13 protein-coding genes are annotated in these 16,004 nt (G+C 68.5%); 4 read left to right on the top strand and 9 right to left on the bottom strand.

The features are described from left to right. Positions 1-26 precede the first annotated feature (26 nt). Both HNR24_RS10705 and HNR24_RS10700 read right to left on the bottom strand, forming a co-directional pair. Positions 27-1,100 carry an LLM class flavin-dependent oxidoreductase gene (locus HNR24_RS10705; RefSeq protein WP_058887814.1) on the bottom strand — a complete coding sequence of 358 codons (1,074 nt, stop codon included), beginning with the start codon at positions 1,098-1,100 and terminating at the stop codon, positions 27-29. Positions 1,101-1,189: 89 nt separating this feature from the next. Continuing rightward, complete coding sequence (locus tag HNR24_RS10700; protein ID WP_182495738.1) at positions 1,190-2,083, bottom strand: ArgP/LysG family DNA-binding transcriptional regulator; 894 nt, start codon at positions 2,081-2,083, stop codon at positions 1,190-1,192. 93 nt (positions 2,084-2,176) lie between these two features. Between HNR24_RS10700 and HNR24_RS10695 the strand changes: the two genes are divergently transcribed. Then, entirely contained in the window at positions 2,177-2,887 is a 711-nt protein-coding gene (locus tag HNR24_RS10695) for a LysE/ArgO family amino acid transporter (protein WP_182495737.1), read from the top strand. Positions 2,888-2,975: 88 nt separating this feature from the next. Here HNR24_RS10695 and HNR24_RS10690 read toward each other — a convergent pair whose 3' ends face one another. Together HNR24_RS10690 and HNR24_RS10685 are read right to left on the bottom strand one after the other, a co-directional pair. Then, positions 2,976-4,541, bottom strand: a complete 1,566-nt coding sequence (locus HNR24_RS10690; RefSeq protein ID WP_058887817.1) for a phytoene desaturase family protein — start codon at positions 4,539-4,541, stop codon at positions 2,976-2,978. Next, positions 4,538-5,797 carry a hypothetical protein gene (locus tag HNR24_RS10685; protein WP_058887818.1) on the bottom strand — a complete coding sequence of 420 codons (1,260 nt, stop codon included), beginning with the start codon at positions 5,795-5,797 and terminating at the stop codon, positions 4,538-4,540. The genes HNR24_RS10690 and HNR24_RS10685 overlap by 4 nt, the downstream gene beginning before the upstream one ends. A gap of 101 nt (positions 5,798-5,898) precedes the next feature. Between HNR24_RS10685 and HNR24_RS10680 the strand changes: the two genes are divergently transcribed. Together HNR24_RS10680 and HNR24_RS10675 are read left to right on the top strand one after the other, a co-directional pair. After that, positions 5,899-6,591, top strand: a complete 693-nt coding sequence (locus HNR24_RS10680; RefSeq protein WP_182495736.1) for an SRPBCC family protein — start codon at positions 5,899-5,901, stop codon at positions 6,589-6,591. Then, positions 6,581-7,405 carry a CGNR zinc finger domain-containing protein gene (locus tag HNR24_RS10675; RefSeq protein WP_182495735.1) on the top strand — a complete coding sequence of 275 codons (825 nt, stop codon included), beginning with the start codon at positions 6,581-6,583 and terminating at the stop codon, positions 7,403-7,405. The genes HNR24_RS10680 and HNR24_RS10675 overlap by 11 nt, the downstream gene beginning before the upstream one ends. A gap of 118 nt (positions 7,406-7,523) precedes the next feature. Here HNR24_RS10675 and HNR24_RS10670 read toward each other — a convergent pair whose 3' ends face one another. The 5 genes from HNR24_RS10670 to HNR24_RS10650 all read right to left on the bottom strand — a co-directional run bounded on the left by HNR24_RS10670 (position 7,524) and on the right by HNR24_RS10650 (position 12,191). Next, positions 7,524-7,934 (bottom strand): hypothetical protein, encoded by a 411-nt coding sequence (locus HNR24_RS10670; protein WP_179441251.1) that lies wholly within the window; start codon positions 7,932-7,934, stop codon positions 7,524-7,526. 106 nt (positions 7,935-8,040) lie between these two features. After that, positions 8,041-8,610 (bottom strand): hypothetical protein, encoded by a 570-nt coding sequence (locus HNR24_RS10665; protein WP_182495734.1) that lies wholly within the window; start codon positions 8,608-8,610, stop codon positions 8,041-8,043. 62 nt (positions 8,611-8,672) lie between these two features. After that, complete coding sequence (locus HNR24_RS10660; RefSeq protein ID WP_182495733.1) at positions 8,673-10,034, bottom strand: MATE family efflux transporter; 1,362 nt, start codon at positions 10,032-10,034, stop codon at positions 8,673-8,675. A gap of 13 nt (positions 10,035-10,047) precedes the next feature. Beyond that, entirely contained in the window at positions 10,048-11,235 is a 1,188-nt protein-coding gene (locus tag HNR24_RS10655) for a CPBP family intramembrane glutamic endopeptidase (RefSeq protein ID WP_182495732.1), read from the bottom strand. 11 nt (positions 11,236-11,246) lie between these two features. After that, the gene (locus HNR24_RS10650) at positions 11,247-12,191 is read right to left on the bottom strand and encodes an acyl-CoA thioesterase (protein ID WP_182495731.1); all 945 of its coding nucleotides are present in this window, start codon (positions 12,189-12,191) and stop codon (positions 11,247-11,249) included. Positions 12,192-12,360: 169 nt separating this feature from the next. Between HNR24_RS10650 and HNR24_RS10645 the strand changes: the two genes are divergently transcribed. Next, the gene (locus HNR24_RS10645) at positions 12,361-15,582 is read left to right on the top strand and encodes a beta-phosphoglucomutase family hydrolase (RefSeq protein WP_182495730.1); all 3,222 of its coding nucleotides are present in this window, start codon (positions 12,361-12,363) and stop codon (positions 15,580-15,582) included. Positions 15,583-16,004 lie beyond the last annotated feature (422 nt).

Raw genomic sequence — 16,004 nt, 5'->3', positions numbered from 1 at the left:
TGCGCCGACACCGCCTGCAGGGCCACTCAGGAGTCGCTGAGCATGTCCAGCACCAGGGGTTTGACCTGGCTGCCGTAGAGCTCGATGGCGCTCATCATGTGCTCGTGCGCCAGGCTGGCGTTGCCGTATTTCATGCCGAAACGGCTGTTGCCGAGCAGCTTCTGGGTGCGCACGATCTTCTTCGCCACCGTCTCCGGGGAGCCTACATACAGCGCTCCCTGGTGGACCTCCTGCTCGAACTGCGCCCGCGAGGGGTGCCCGTTGCCCCAGCCGCGCTCACGCCCCAGCTTCGCCATAGATTCCGCCCAGGACGGATAGAAGATATCCAGCGCCTCCTCGTCGGTGGGGGCCACGAATCCATGCGAATGCACCGCGATGCGGCGGTTGCCGCTGTGACCAAACTCATCGAGCGCCTTCTGGTAGAGCTGCGCCAGCGGACGGAAACGCTCGGGGGCGCCGCCGATGATCGCCAGCTCCAGGCCCAGGCCGTGACGCGCGGCCCGTACCACCGAGTTCGGCGTGCCGCCCACAGCGATCCAGGTGGGCAGGCCGTGCTCGTGCTCGGTCTTGGGGTAGATCTCCTGGTTCTTCAGCGACCCCCGGGTATTGCCCTGCCAGCTGATCGCCGCCTCGCTGCGCAGCCGGGTGAACAGCTCCACCTTCTCCTCGAAGAGCTGCTCATAGTCGGAGAGGTCGTAGCCGAAGAGCGGGTAGGACTCGATGAAGGACCCGCGCCCCAGGGAGACCTCGGCGCGGCCGCTGGTGAGGCCGTCGATGGTGGCGAAGCGCTGATAGACGCGCACCGGGTCGTCCGAGGAGAGCACGGTGACCGCGGAGGTGAGCTTGATCCGTTCCGTGGCGGCACCGATCGCGGAGAGCACCACGTCCGGGGCGGAGATCGCGTAATCGGGGCGGTGGTGCTCGCCGATGCCGATCACATCGACGCCGGATGCGTCGGCCATCTTGGCCTCCGCCAGGACATTGCGCAGCACCTGGGGCTGCGGGACATCCTGCTCGCCGTCGAGCGTCTTGGTGACGTCTCCGAAGGTGTGCAGGCCGAGTTCGAACTGGTCGCTGTGGCGCTCTGTGCTGATGGTCATGGTCGGTGCAACGCCGGGAACCGCCACTCCATTCCTAAAAATTTGAAGGACTTTCCAGGGTTGCCCTCACCGCATGCGGGCCGCCGCGCTCACCGCATGCGGGCCGCCGCCCGACGCACGGCGCCGGTGAGCCGGTCCATCACCGCAGTGGTGCTGGACCAGTGCTGCCAGTGCAGGACCGTCTCCTGCAGTCCGATCTCCTCCACGACCGCGAGATCGGGATGCGTCCCCTCCCGCACCCCCGGGGGCATCATCGACTCCGGGATCATTCCCCAGCCCAGGCCGTAGCCGACCGCCGCGTTGTAGGCCTCTACGGAGGGCACCATATGCGTGGTCGGCGTGCCGGAGACCCCGAGGCGGCGCAGCCCGGTCCGCTGCAGCGAATCGCGGATCCCGTACTCCACCAGCGGCACTCGCTGCCAGTCCACCACCCCACCCGGGGAACGGTGCCGGTCCAGCAGCTCGGTGCTGGCCACCGGCCAGTACCGCATCACGCCCAGCACCGTGGAGCGACACCCGGAGACCGGGGTCGGATTCTCCGCCACCGCCGCCGCCACCGTGCCGTTGCGCAGCAGCTCATGGGTGTGCTCCTGGTCCTCGGCGTAGAAATGCAGCTCCACGTCATCCCAGGTCGCAGCCTCCTGCAGCACCCGCAGGAACCAGCTGGCCAGGGAATCCGCATTCACCGCCACGGAGAGGGTCACGGTGGGGGCCGCCTCCCCGGGGATCCGATGGAAGCCCAGGCTCCGCCGCGCCTCATCCTCAAGCATCACGGTCTGCCGCGCGATGCGCAGCAGCTCCGCCCCTGACTCAGTGGGCGCCACCGGGACCGTGCGGGTGAGCAGCACATGCCCGACCTCCTTCTCCAAGGCCTTGATCCGTTGGGAGAAGGCAGACCCAGAGATCTGCAGCAGCGCCGAGGCGGACTCGAAGGTCCCCTCATCCACCGCTGCGACGAAGGCGCGCAGGTGATCTGTGTTCATGCCACCAGCCTACCGAGAAATCTGAAGCATCGCTTCAGATCATGAAGGATGATGAGCTGGTGCGGATGCGTCCGGACACTCCAAGATGGAGCCATGACCACCTTGCTCACCGGACTCCTGACCTGCCTGGCCCTCATCGTCGCGATCGGCCCGCAGAGCGCCTGGCTGCTGCGCCAGGGCCTGCGCCGTGATCGAGTGTTCCTGGCCGTGGCCTGCTGCATCTTCGGTGACATCCTGCTCATCGCCCTGGGAACCGCCGGCGTCGGCGCAGTGCTCGACCACGCCCCCTGGCTGATGGAGGTGCTGCGCTGGCTGGGGGTGTCCTACCTGACCTGGTTCGCCTACCGCTCCTTCCGCTCCGCCCGCCGGGCGGGACAGGCCCTGAAGCCCGGGGTCCACGTCGAGCTCACCAGCATGGACGGCGAACCCTCCGGCCGGGACGACGACGGCGCGCCCACCTCCCCCGGCTCGGGCGGCACCGCCGTGAAGCAGGCCCAGCGGGTCCAGGTCACCCGGATCTCTGCCATCGCCGCCACCGGTCTCAGCGTGAGCATCCTGAACCCCCACGCCTGGGTGGACACGATGGTGGTGCTGGGCACCATGGCTAACACCTTCGGGGATCAGCGCTGGCTCTTCGCCGCCGGCGCCGTGCTGGCCTCGATCATCTGGTTCAGCTCCCTGGCGCTTGGCGGTGCGGTGCTCTCCAAGTGGTTGAACCGGCCCCGGACCTGGCAGGTGCTCGACATTGTGGTGGGTCTGATCATGCTGGTGGTCGCCGGGCTGCTCGCCTTCAGCGGCTTCTGATCCCGGCGCCTGACCCCGGGCACCCGTCCCAGGCACCCGATCCCGGGCAGCCGTCCCAGCGTTCAGACTGGGCCTCTGACCTGGTCCGCTAGCCCCGGCGCAGCACCGACTGCGCCGCGTGGAACCCGGCCATCCCATGGGCCCCACCACCGGGGGGAGCCGAGGCGGAGCAGAGGTAGACCTCCGGGGCCTGACCGGCGGCGGTCAGGACGGATGTCACGCCCTCCGGGGTTCCCGGGGCCTCGTCCCCGGCATGGGGCACCCGATACGGATCCGCTCGCAGCGCGGGGCGGGCCAGGAACTGGCGCAGCGTGGGAGCCCCGGCGCTGATCGAGCCGTCCACAAGGTTCGGATTCCATTCCTGGAGGTCCGCCGGGCTCCACAGCTTGCGTGCCTGCACGGTGCTTGCGAAACCAGGCGCCTGGGCCTCGATCTCGGCCTCGATCATCCCCGCGGCCCGGGTCACCGCGGCCCCGGAGAGCCCACCGGGGACATGGGCGTAGGCCCAGGCCACAGTGCGCTCATCGGGCGTCCTGGACGGGTCCGCGGCGCTGGGCTGGGTCAGCAGCACATACGGGCGGCCGGGCAGCGTGCCGCTCACGGCGGCGGCCTCTGCAGCCGCCATCTGCCGGGCACCGCCGCCCAGATGCACGGTGCTGGCCTGGCCCATCGCTTCATGCCGCCATGGGATGGGGCCCTCGAGCAGATAGTCGATCTTCACGATGCCGGTGCCGTAGTTCCATCGGCTCAGCGTGCGGGAGTACCCGCGCGGCAGCCGGAGTCCGCCGAAGCTGCGCAGCTGACGCGGGGTCAGATCCAGCAGCACCGCATCCGGGACGTGGGCACCGGGGCCGGTGCTGCCTGGGATGCGCAGGTCCTCCAATCCGGAGACCCGGCGACCGGTGAGGAGCTTCCCGCCATGGGCTTCGAGCTCCGCCACCAGGGCCCGCACCACCGCGCCGGAGCCTCCCTGGGCCACCGGCCAGCCGCTCGCCTGTGCCGCCGCTCCGAGCAGCAGCCCGAAGGCCGAGGTCAGGGGTCTGCGCAGATCAGTGGTCGCGTGCCCGGCGAGCCCAGCGAAGAGCGCCTTCGCCGGGGCTTCGGCGAAGAGCTGCTGCAGCCAGGTCGAGGGCCAGGCGCCGCGGGCTCCGATCTGGACCAGGGACTGCAGCCGGTGTGCTCTCGAATCGGACTGCAGGTTGCTCAACGGAGCGGTCACCGGGGTCAGTCCCGCACGCAGCACCCGATCCCAGTCCCGCACCAGGGGGCCGAAGATCCTGGTCCACGCGTCACCGTCCGGGCCCAGCCCGGCGGCGGTGGCACTCACCAAGGAGTGCAGCAGGGCCGGGGGTGCGCCGTCGTCGAGCCCGTGCGCGGCCGGGAACCCAGCGTGGAGATACTTCAGGCCGTGGCGCTCGACCCCGGGAACCGGCGGCGGGCCGAAGGGGAACACACTGGCCCCGAGGTCGCTGATCACTCCCTCCGCACCCGGGACCGCCGGGCCGAACTCTCCGGCGAAGAGCTCTGCCGAGCGCATCGCACCTCCGGGCGCGTCCGCGGCCTCATAGACGGTCACCTCCCAGCCGGCCTGAGCCAGCAGGCAGGCCGCGGTCAGCCCGTTCGGACCTGATCCGACGACGGCGGCTCGCTTCATAGGGCTGGACCTTTCAGCTGGGCCACCAGGGCGGCGATGTTGCGGATGAACACGACCATCCAGGAGAACAGGACGGCGGCGCCGATCAGCTCCAAGGAGGTCAGGTTGTAGTAGCCGATGGGCTCCCAGAGCGCCCCGGCGAAGACCACGGCCGCCGCCGCCAGGTAGCTGACCAGATAGAAGGTGCGCGGGAAGCCGGGCAGCAGGTAGGGCATGCCGATCAGCAGGATCAGGAAGGCCAGCCCGAACCCAGCGGTGAAGAGCACGTGGATGTCGTGGTGCAGGCTGATCGGCACCAGTCCGACCCCTGCCAGACAGACCCCCATGCCGATCATCACCGTCCGGAGCATCCCGATCCTGGGCCGGGAGATGTGCCGGGAGACTGCTGCGCGGACCCGATGAACCAGGGCGGGCCGGCCATTGCGACGTCGGCCTTCTGCCTGCCGCTGCTCCAGCCTCTCCTCCCGGCGGGTGGTGATGTGCTCGGACCAGATCTCCAAGTCCCGGGTGATGAACGCGGTCAGCGTGGTGATGATCGTCCCGGAGACCACCAGCGTGGTGTTGAAGGTCCAGAACGAGGTCAGCCCGGCCTGGCCGGTGCCCAGCTCCGAGAACATCACATGCCACCAGAACGGGTTCTCGGCGAAGATCATCGAGACCAGCACACCGGAGGCGGTGAACAGCGCCAGCAGCGTGGAGAGCGTGAACGCGTTGATCCGGGCACCGGAGTTGAAGCTGAAGTACCCCGAGGTGCCGCCGACGATGGCGAGCAGCACCGCGCCCGCGATGTAGTCCACGGTCAGCCCGATGAACGCCTCCTGGAAGACCCGGAAGAGGCCCAGCGACACCATCACCGCAATCGAGGAGTGGACGACCAGTAGCGCAAGAGTGTCCATCACCTGACGGATCCGCGGCCGCTGACCCAGCCAGATGTTCGCCAGTCGGGTGTTCAGCGAGAAGCCCAGCAAAAAGCCCAGCCCGGCGGTGACCCCGCCGATGATCGAGCCATAGACCTGGATGGACTCCTCGCCGGCCAGCGGCGGTCGGTGCTCCCCGAAGACGAAGAACCCCAGCCCCAGTCCGATCAGCGCACCACCGATGGCGCACCAGATGGCGCGCGATTCGATGAGCACCTGGAGCCGGGCCTGCGTCTCGGCCTGGGACCGGGTGGTCTCGGCCGGGTGGGTGGCCTCCTCCACCGCGGCCTGCGCCGCGAGCCGGCGGGCCGTGCCATGGGTGGAGGGGGAGCTGGTCACGGTCCAAGCCTTGCCGCAGGTGGGACTTCTTGCAAGCTGGCCCGATGATCTCCCGGGGATCGGACCCGCCACGCCGGCACGGCAGACCTAGACTGCCCGGTATGACATCAGCGCCTCACACCCCGCCGAACCCGCCCTCCGCTCCGGGGCAGGTGTACCTGGGAGATCACATCGTGGCGTTCAGCGCCGAAGTGGCGGCCTCCCCCGACGAGATCTTCGCCCTGATCGCCGATCCGCACCGCCACCATGAGATCGACGGTTCGGGCACCGTGCAGCGGCGCGCCACCGGGCCGCACCAGCTCAAGGCCGGGGACCGTTTCAGTGTGGACATGCGGGTCTTCGGGATCCGATACCGGCTGCCGCTGCGGGTGCGCACCGCGCAGCCCCCGGAAGGCGATCGGCCCGGCGTGCTGGAATGGGCCCAGCCCACCGGACACCGATGGCGCTGGGAGCTGGCCCCGCTGCCGGAGGATCCGGCGCGCGGGGAGAAGGGACGCACATGGGTCACCGAGTCCTACGACGCACGGGCTCAGCTCCGACCGGTCCGAGCGGCCCTTTCTCTCTCGAAGGTCTACTCCCGCAACGCTCGCGGCATCCAGGCGTCACTGTCCAGGCTGCAGAAACGCTTCGCCTCTGACAGGTGCGGACAGTTCCGGCACGTGAGCAGACCTTCGGTGCGCTGCGGTGATGGACTAATATTGGCCCCACACCAGTGCCCGCCGCCGCGAGGCCGCGGATCTCGGACGGGTGCTATGACCTCGGGAGAGGAGATGCATGTTCGATGTGGATACTGACCGAACCCTCGTAGCAGCAGCCGACCTGGTGAACACCAGCGATGGTCTGCGCAGCGCTACACCCGGTCTGGACCAGCTCACCACGGTGACCCAGCTCAAGGAGTATCTGAGTGCGCGGGATCCGGCGATGCGATGGCCCGTGTCCGGGGCTGACAGGACGCAGCTGGAGAAAGTGCGGGACCTGCGGGAGAAGGTTCAGCGAATATGGAGCGCGGCCCCGATAGAGTCCGACGCCCCGGTGCAGGTGCTCAACGAGCTCCTCACCGGCGTGGGCCTCAGGGTCGCTCGCGGTTCAGACGGTGACTACCGTGCTGAGCCGGTGCCGGCGTCGAAGGAACTCGTAGATGTGATGACAGCCAGCGTGGCCACCGCCATCCAGCACCTCGTGGTGCGGGATGAGACGGCACGGATGCGCACCTGCAAGGGGGAGGGCTGTGATGCGGTCATCATCGACCTCACCCGCAACCGTTCCCGGCTGTTCTGCGATTTCGGCAACTGCGCCAACCGTGCTCATGTGCGGGCCTACCGGGCCCGTCAGGCGGCACATCGCAAGAGCTTCTCCACCGGTGCAGACACGGCATCGGCGGCAGGGCATCCCGTCCGGCACGTCGGATCTCATGCGGACACCCTGGAGAGTCCGCGACTGGTCAAGCCGAGCGCGGCAGAGAAGGCGGCACAGATCGAAGTGCCCACCTCTCAGTCCGCCGTCGCGGCCAAGGAGTTCCGGGACCGGATGCGGGATGAGCTGATGGAGAAGCGCGAGAAGAAGTCAGCCAAGAAGCTGAAGAAGGACAAGAAGAAGGCCAAGAAATAGCCGCAGGACTGAGGGACCGTCACGGAAACAGGAGGCTGTGACGTGCTTGTCAGTCAGCGACTATGACCCCGGGTCGGTCGGGACTGGTGCTGCTGCACCGGAATCGGCGGACTCGGGGTCAGCTGCGGTCCTCACGGCGGCCGTAGGGCGGCTCGTCCGCCGGGGGCTCCCCGGCGTCGCGCCGGGCCTGGGCCGCCTCATCGGCTTGTTTCCGGCGAGCCTGCTCGCGGCGCTTGGCCACCTGCTGGCGGTAGAGCTCCTCCGAGTTCCGATTCACCCCGGAGCCTTCGGAGAGGTGCTCGGGATTGTCCCGCGAGGCGAGGTGGAGCATCGAGATCAGCAGCAGCGTGGCGATGAAGGCGATCCCGAACGCGATCAGCCCCAGGTCCAGCCGCGCCGGATTGTCGGTGCCCCCGGAGGCCGTGATCAGGGTGACGAAGCCCGCCACGAACCCCATGGCGAAGGAGAAGATCAGCGGAGCCTTGACCGTCTCGAGCAGAGATCGGCGCCCCTTGTCGTCTTCAGCCACTGGGAGTTCCTCGTTCCTGAGCATCGGTATCTGTTCTGTGGTGGGCTGCGCCTGCACCACCTGACCAATTCTACGTCCTGTAGTAGAACCGCGGCGATTCAGCGACTCAACGAGTCGAGTTCCGCCCACGCTTGACGTCATGGAGCAGGCCGGCCCCGCTGATCAGCAGCACCACGGCCATGATGGTCACACCCATCCCGGCGAGCCCGAGGATCCCGTGCGGATCCAGCTGGAGCCCGATGGCCAGGGCGAGTCCGGTGAGCACCCCCACGGCACCGAGGATGATCTGGTCCCGGGCGGGCACGAAGTCATTCCGGGCCCGGAGACCTCCGACGAGCTCGGCCAGGCCCATCGCAGTGAACCCGATGGCGGCGATCACGGCGGCCGCGGTCGCGGTGTTCACGAAGATCACCGCCACCCCGGAGAGCACCCAGGCCGCGGCACCCATGGCCAGCGGGCCGCGCAGCGTGTTCGGCACCGCCTCGACCTTGGCGTAGTCCCAGATGGCCGTGGCGCCGAGCACGAAGAAGCCGGCGATGGAGATCTTCAGCAGCGTGATGGTCTCGTCCTGCCAGAAGATCGCGACCACGGCGAAGACGACGGAGATGACCGCGCGCAGCCAGACCGGACGGGTCAGCTCTTCGGCGGTGGCGGCGGGGATCTTCTGCACAGACACGCAGCAGAGTCTACCGCTGCCGTCTCACACCGCGTCCCCCGGGGCGCCCCGGGGGACGCGATTCAGCGATGCTCTCCGGCGATCATCCAGCGCTCCCCCCGGGCCCGGACCCCGAGGGTGACCGCGCGCGCGCCCATGAACACCACGGCGAACCCTGCCCAGAGCCAGAGGATGGCCTCGGTGCCGGTGAATCCGGCACGCGAGATCCACCACAGCAGCGGCAGGTACACCACCAGGTTCACCAGGCCGACGACGGCGAGGTAGCGCACGTCCCCGGCGCCCATCAGCACGCCGTCGAGCACGAAGACGAACCCGGCGATCGGCTGGGCGAGCGCCATCACCAGCAGGGCTGCGGTGATGCCAGCAGCGACCTGCTCGTCGGGGGTGAACAGCGAGGGGGCGAAGGGCGCCGCCAGCGCGATCACCGCACCGGTGACCACCCCGAACCCCAGACCCCACCGGGTCATGGTGCGGGTCATCTCCCGGGCCTGGAGCACCCGGGAGGCGCCGAGCTCCTTGCCGATCAGCGCCTGCGCCGCGATCGCCAAGGCGTCGAGCACGAAGGCCAGGGTGGAGAAGATGATGAAGGCCACCTGGTGCGCGGCCAGGGTGTGCGGCCCCAGGTCGGTGGCGATCAGCACCGTGGCCACGATCGCAGCGCGCAGCGAGACGGTGCGCAGCATCATCCAGGAGCCCACGCTGGCCGCCTGGCGCAGCGCGATCGGGTCCACACCCAGGGGCACGCCGGCGGCGCGCATCCGCGGCACCAGCATCACCAGGTAGGTCAGCGCCATGCCCCACTGGGCGATCGAGGTGCCCAGCGCCGCTCCGGCGGTGCCCATCCCCACCGGGTGCACCAGGATCAGGTTCAGCACGATGTTCGCCCCGAAGCCCACCGCGGCCACGATCAGCGGGGTCTTGGTGTCCTGGAGTCCGCGCAGCATCCCCACCGCGGCGAAGACAAGCAGGATCGCCGGGACCCCGGGAAGCGAGAAGAGCAGGTAGTTCCAGGCGTGGACCTGCATCTCCCCAGAGCTGCCCATGGCCAGAAGGAGCTCCTCGCCGAAGGCCAGTCCGGCGAAGCCGAGCACCGCACCGAGCATCACGGCGAGCCAGAGCCCGTCGCGGCCCGCGGCGAGCGCCCGGGAGAGCCGCCCGGCGCCGAGCAGACGCGCCACCGCCGGGGTGGTCGAGTACGCCAGGAAGATCATCAGCCCGGTGACGGTGTGCATCACGGTGATGCCCAGCGCCGCCCCGGCCAGCTCCTGGACCCCGAGTCGCCCGATGATCGCAGTGTCCGCCAGCAGGAACAGCGGCTCGGCCACCAGCGCGCCCAGCGCCGGGACCGCCAGGGCGAGGATCTGCCGTCCCAGCGGGCGTGGGTCTCGTGCGGCGGGGGACTCCTGTTCTGGGCTCTCCGTCATCAGCGCCGCTGGTTCACTTGCCGCCGGTCAGCGTCAAGGTCGTCTCGGTGAGCAGCCGCAGCATCGCGGCGACGTGCGAGATCAGGCCGCCGACCTCCTCCATGCCGTTGTCCTCGAGGAACTGCTCGAGCCGGGGCTGGACGAAGTAGGCCATCACCAGGGCCATCACATTGTTGAAGGCATGCAGCAGCCAGGCGTAAACCAGCGAGCGTCCGGTGAGGATGTAGGCCACGGTGAACACCGAGCCCATCACCACATAGGGCACCACGGAGATCAGGGTCAGATCCGTGGGGGCGCTGGGGTCGGCCAGCATCAGCACCAGCGCGGGGATGAAGTGCAGCAGCGGGAAGGTGATCACCGAGAGGACGCCGCAGATCCAGATGTTGATATACCGCGAGAGCTTGCCGATGAGCAGGTGCCGGAAGAAGTACTCCTCCACATAGGGCCCCAGCAGACCCATCACCAGCACCGCGGCGAGGAACGGCACGAAGGCCAGCATCGACTCGATCGCAAGCTGGTTCTCCGAGGTCTCCGGCTCTCCGCCCAGGCTGAGCACCAGCAGCGCGGTGAGGATCAGCGTGCCCACCCACGCCACGGGCACCAGCAGCAGCTTCAGCCACCACAGGTAGCCGAAGGCCCGCACCGATCGGATCAGCGCCTTGCCGGAGAACGCGAGCGCGATGACCACCATCACGGCGTAGCCGACCACGTTGATCAGGAACAGCCCCTGCTGCTCCTGCTGCTCCACCCCGGAGCCGAGCATGGTGGAGAAGGGCGGGATCAGGGCCAGCAGGCTCACGCCGCCGACCAGCATCACCACCACATAGGCCAGCACCGCGATGAGATCGCCCCAGAGGAACCGGCCCGGCTCGGAGTCGCGCTGCCGCTTGCGCGGCGGGTACGACGGCGCCCCGCCCTGCCCGGGCATGACCCCCTGTGGGTGCTGGCCGTAGTCCTGAGGTGGCTGCCCATAGGGTCCGGGCTGCTGGCCATAGTCCTGAGGCGGCTGCCCATAGGGTCCGGGCTGCTGGCCATAGTCCTGAGGCGGCTGCCCATAGGGTCCGGGCTGCTGGCCATAGTCCTGAGGCGGCTGCCCATAGGGTCCGGGCTGCTGAATGGGCTGCTGGGTCGGGGGGCCCAGGTGATCGGGGCCCGGGTAGTTCGGGTCCTGCCCATAGGGGTTCTGTGGAGGCTGAGTCATCGCATACCAGTTCAGTTCTGTGAGGTGATCGGGCTGGGCGTCAACAAGGTGGCGTTGCGCAGGTCACGCAGCCGGCGCGCCCGGGCCGCCACCTCGTGATCCTCATCGGTGATCGGCTCCCAGGGTGCGATGGCACGGGCCGAGCCGGTGCCGTCCGGGGCGACCATCACGGGAAGCCCGTAGGCCACCACCGCAGGGTGCTTCTCTCGGCGGTCCCCGGCGCGGACCCGGACCAGCACGTGCATGGATTTGGACCCGGTGAGCACCAGCCGGGCGTCGACCTCGACCAGGTCCCCGACGGTCACCGGCCGGTAGAAGCGGACCCCGCCGGTGAGCACGGCCGCGACGTCGTGGCCGCTGTAGCGCTCGGCGCAGATCTCCGCGGTCTTGTCGATCCACTTCATCACCGCGCCGCCGCGGATCTTGCCGTCGGGGTAGCGCTCGTCGGTGTCGGCCAGGAACCGCAGGGTGAGCGCCTCGGAGCTGCCCATTCCCTCGGGCAGCGACTGGATCGTCTCTTCCATCTGCCGGCGGTAGACCATGCGCTGGGAGGCGTCGAGGTCCCGGCGCCGCTCCAGCTCGGTCTGCGGCTCGAAGGCCTCCGCGGGGGCCGGTTCGCCGTCGTCGCCCACGGCCACATAGATCATGAAGCACTCGGTGCAGACCACCCAGCCCTGCTCCTTGCGGATCAGCACCCGGGTCTGGATGTGCACCGAGGTGCGTCCGGTGTGGACCACCCGGGCCTGCACGGTGACCGGGGTCTCCCGCGGGACCGGCACGGTGAAGTGCATATTGCCCACATAGGAGGTGACGCAGTCGGTCCGGGTCCAGGAGGCCGCGCAGGCGTAGGCGGTCTTGTCGATCCAGTCCACCACTGTGCCGGCCGCCACGAAGGAGTCCGGAGCGGTGCCCGCCACCTCTCGAAAAGTCAGTTCGATGCTGCTTCGCCGCGCCATGACAAAGACGCTAGCACCCCCACATGGGAGACCTGCGCCATAGGTGGACACCCGCTGGGTGTATATCGTTGACCCTAGAGACCTAGGATGGGGCACCGTGCCCGAGCGGAGACGCCACCGTTCTGGGGACAGACACCCGACCTTTGCACCATCTCAGCGTGAGGCAGATATGCACCCCTTTGAGAATCCGTTCCGACACAGTGCCGAGGCCAAACGCCACGCACTGCGCCATTTCCGTGCCGTGATCTTCGACATGGACGGGGTCGTCACCGATACCGCCGGGGTACACACGCGCGCGTGGAAGGAGCTCTTCGACACGGCGCTGCCGGAGATCGCCGGCTCCCCGCAGCCGGAGTTCACCGAAGAGGACTACCTGAACTTCGTGGACGGCCGGCCCCGGGAGGACGGGGTGCGCTCGCTGCTGCGGGCCAGGGATCTCCCCGTCCCCGAGGGGAGCCTGGACGACGCGCCGGACACGCTGAGCATCAACGGGCTCGCCGCGCGCAAGCAGGGCTACTTCGAATCCGTGCTCGCCCGCGACGGCGTGGAGGTCTTTCACACCACCGTTGAGCTGATCACCCAGCTGCGCAAGGACGGGATCCCCACTGCGCTGGTGACCTCCTCACGCAACGGTCGCGAGGTGCTCACCATCGCCGGACTGCTCGACGCGTTCACCGTGATCGTGGACGGCTCCGACGCGTTGGAGCTCGGCCTTCCGGGCAAGCCGAACCCGCACATGTTCCTCCACGCCGCGGAGCTGCTGCGCGTGGAGCCCCAGGACACCATCGTGATCGAGGATGCCGCCTCCGGGGTCCAGGCCGGACGGGCCGGGGACTTCGGCATGGTCGTGGGACTGAACCGCGGGGATGACCCGGCCCGGCTGAAGGAGGCGGGCGCCGACGTCGTCGTCACCGATCTGGCGGTGATGAACCTCTCCACCCGCACCACCCGGCCCTATGACTCGGACTGGGTGCTCTCCTATGAGGGCTTCGATCCGAAGCTGGAGCCGACCCGCGAGGTGCTCATGGCCATGGCCAACGGCTACTGGGGCACCCGCGGGCACTACCCCGGCACTGCGGCGGACGCCACCCACTATCCGGGCAGCTACATCGCCGGGGTGTTCAACCGGCTCAAGACCGACCTTATGGGCAAGACCGTGGAGACCGAGCACATGGTCAATGTGCCGGACTGGACCTTCCTGCAGGTGACCCCGGACGCCGGGACTCCGCTGCTGCCCGGCTCCCCGGAGCTGATCCATTACCACCAGGAACTGGACATGCGGCGCGGGGTGGTCACCCGGATCGCGCGCTACCAGGACCTCCATGGGCGTCGCACCAAGGTCACCATGCGCCAGTTCCAGTCTCTGGCCGGGGTGCAGATCGCCGCCCTGGAGATGAAGATCGAGGCCGAGAACTGGTCCGGCAACGTCAACGTCCGCTCGATGATCGATGGCCGAGTGGCCAACCGCAACGTGGACGCCGACCGCGAGCTCGCCGGAAACCATCTGGAGCCGGTGCAGTCCCGTGAGGTCGACGGCGACACGGTGCTCCTGGAGACCCAGACCAACCAGTCCGAGGTGCGCATCGCCCTGGCGACCCGCACCACGGTGACCACCTCCGGGACCAGCAACCCGATGCGCCGGGCGATCCACGAGGGTGAACTCGTGGCCGGCCACGACATCTCCCTGGCCCTGGAGTCCGGGAAGCCGGTGATCCTGGAGAAGATCGCGGCAGTCTCGAACTCGCACGACCAGGCCATCTCCACGGTCTGGCACAACGCGGTCAAGAAGGTGCAGCGGGCCTCCAGCTTCCGCACCATGCTGACCTTCCACGAGGAGATGTGGGGCGTGCTCTGGCACCGCTTCGCGGTCTCCATCGGGGAGAACGCCTCGCGCCAGCAGATGGCGCTGAACCTGCACACCTTCCATGTGCTGCAGACCGCCTTCGGCGCCCGGCACGACCTGGACGCCACCCTGCCGGCACGCGGGCTCACCGGTGAGGGCTACCGCGGGCATCTCTTCTGGGACGAGATGTTCATGTATCCGATGCTCACGCTGCGCCGGCCCGAACTGACCCGTGGCCTGCTGCTCTACCGCTACCGGCGGCTCAGCGAGGCCCGGGCGATGGCCCGCAGCGAGGGCTATGACGGGGCGATGTTCCCCTGGCAGGCAGGATCCGACGGCCGCGAGGAGACGCCCAGCGAACTGTGGAACCCGCGCTCCGGGATGTGGATGCCGGATAACTCGCACCGCCAGCGCCACGTCTCCCTGGCGATCGCGTACTCGGTGCTGCAGTACTTCGAGACCACGCAGGACTACACGTTCCTGGCGGACTATGGGGCCGAGATCCTGGTGGAGATCTCCCGGTTCTTCGTCTCCATGACCAGCTACGACGCCGAGGCGGACCGGTTCAGCATCGACGGGGTGATGGGTCCCGACGAGTACCACGACGGCACCGCCGAGGCGCCCGGGACGGGCCTGCGCGACAATGCGTACACCAACGTGCTGACCTCCTGGATGCTGCGTCACACCGCACGCCTGGTGCGCGACCTCGACGGTCGCGATGACCCGCTCTCGGAATGGCTCGACATCTTCGAAGACGAGCTGGATCACTGGGAGCACATCGCCAAGCGGCTGCACGTGCCCTTCCACGAGGACAACGTGATCAGCCAGTTCGAGGGCTACGAGGCCCTGGAGGAGTTCGACTGGGAGGGCTACCGAGCCAAGTACGGCAACATCGGGCGGCTTGATCTGATCCTGCAGGCCGAGGGCGACTCGACCAACCGGTACAAGCTCTCCAAGCAGGCCGACGTGCTGATGCTCTGCTACATCTTCTCCGCCGATGAGCTCGTGGAGACCCTGGACCATATGGGCTACACGCTCTCCATGGAGGACTTCGGCCGCACGGTGGAGTACTACCTTGCCCGGTCCTCCCACGGCTCCACGCTCTCCCGGCTGGTCCACGGCTGGGTGGCTGCGCGGTTCGACCGCTCAGGCTCCTGGAACCTGTTCAAGGAGGCGCTGGAGGCTGACCTCGCCGACACCCAGGGCGGCACCACCCGCGAGGGCGTGCACCTGGGCGCCATGGCGGGCACCGTGGACATGGTGCTGCGCTGTTACGGCGGCGTGGAGACCCGCGCCGACGCGCTGTGGCTGCACCCGCTGCTGCCCGATGAGCTGCCCTCGCTGACCTTCCGGATGCGCTACCGCAACCAGCCCATCGTGGTCTCGATCAACCACGACGAGGTCGAGCTGAAGCTCTCCGAAGGCTCGGCGGAGCCGATCGACGTCAACGTCGAGGGCACGCGCAAGACCATGGCCCCGGGTGAGACCTGGACGGTGAAGCTGGCCCACTCGGCCCGCGTGCATCAGCGCCAGCCCGCCGAGGTCTGAGCCTGAAGAGCTGACCACCTGAGAACGACGACGACGGCCCGCCCGGTTCTGACCGGCGGGCCGTCGTCGTCTCCTGCCGCATCTTCGTCTCCTGCCGCATCTTCGTCTCAGATCCCGCGGTCTCAAGCTGCGACTAGTGTCCGAATCGGCCGCGGTGGTCCGCGTAGGTGAGCCGCCCGTGCGGCCCTGGGACGACCCGCACGCCGGGTTCCGTGAGCCAGGGTGGCAGCTGATTCTGCGCCTTGGTCATCAGGTGCTGGACCTCAGGGAGCGGGTACGCGGTCTTCGCCGGGTCCCCTGCTCGAAGTCGCTCGCGGATCCACCCCGGCAACATGAACCTCGGCCACCAGAAGTACGCACCGATAAATGTGGCCGGACCCGCTACAAACAGGAGCAGCGACCCCAGGACAAGGAGAAAGTCA

The organism is Nesterenkonia sandarakina (assembly GCF_014138825.1).
GTDB classification, from domain to species: domain Bacteria; phylum Actinomycetota; class Actinomycetes; order Actinomycetales; family Micrococcaceae; genus Nesterenkonia; species Nesterenkonia sandarakina.
The sequence above is the reverse complement of the archived record's forward strand: the minus strand, read 5'-3'. Positions and strand labels throughout refer to the sequence as shown.

What these genes read in the sequence shown, in the direction of transcription:
- HNR24_RS10705 (WP_058887814.1), bottom strand. Translation starts at nt 1,100, where the DNA reads ATGACCATCAGCACAGAGCGCCACAGCGACCAGTTCGAACTCGGCCTG.
- HNR24_RS10700 (WP_182495738.1), bottom strand. Translation starts at nt 2,083, where the DNA reads ATGAACACAGATCACCTGCGCGCCTTCGTCGCAGCGGTGGATGAGGGG.
- HNR24_RS10695 (WP_182495737.1), top strand. Translation starts at nt 2,177, where the DNA reads ATGACCACCTTGCTCACCGGACTCCTGACCTGCCTGGCCCTCATCGTC.
- HNR24_RS10690 (WP_058887817.1), bottom strand. Translation starts at nt 4,541, where the DNA reads ATGAAGCGAGCCGCCGTCGTCGGATCAGGTCCGAACGGGCTGACCGCG.
- HNR24_RS10680 (WP_182495736.1), top strand. Translation starts at nt 5,899, where the DNA reads ATGACATCAGCGCCTCACACCCCGCCGAACCCGCCCTCCGCTCCGGGG.
- HNR24_RS10660 (WP_182495733.1), bottom strand. Translation starts at nt 10,034, where the DNA reads ATGACGGAGAGCCCAGAACAGGAGTCCCCCGCCGCACGAGACCCACGC.
- HNR24_RS10655 (WP_182495732.1), bottom strand. Translation starts at nt 11,235, where the DNA reads ATGACTCAGCCTCCACAGAACCCCTATGGGCAGGACCCGAACTACCCG.
- HNR24_RS10650 (WP_182495731.1), bottom strand. Translation starts at nt 12,191, where the DNA reads ATGGCGCGGCGAAGCAGCATCGAACTGACTTTTCGAGAGGTGGCGGGC.
- HNR24_RS10645 (WP_182495730.1), top strand. Translation starts at nt 12,361, where the DNA reads ATGCACCCCTTTGAGAATCCGTTCCGACACAGTGCCGAGGCCAAACGC.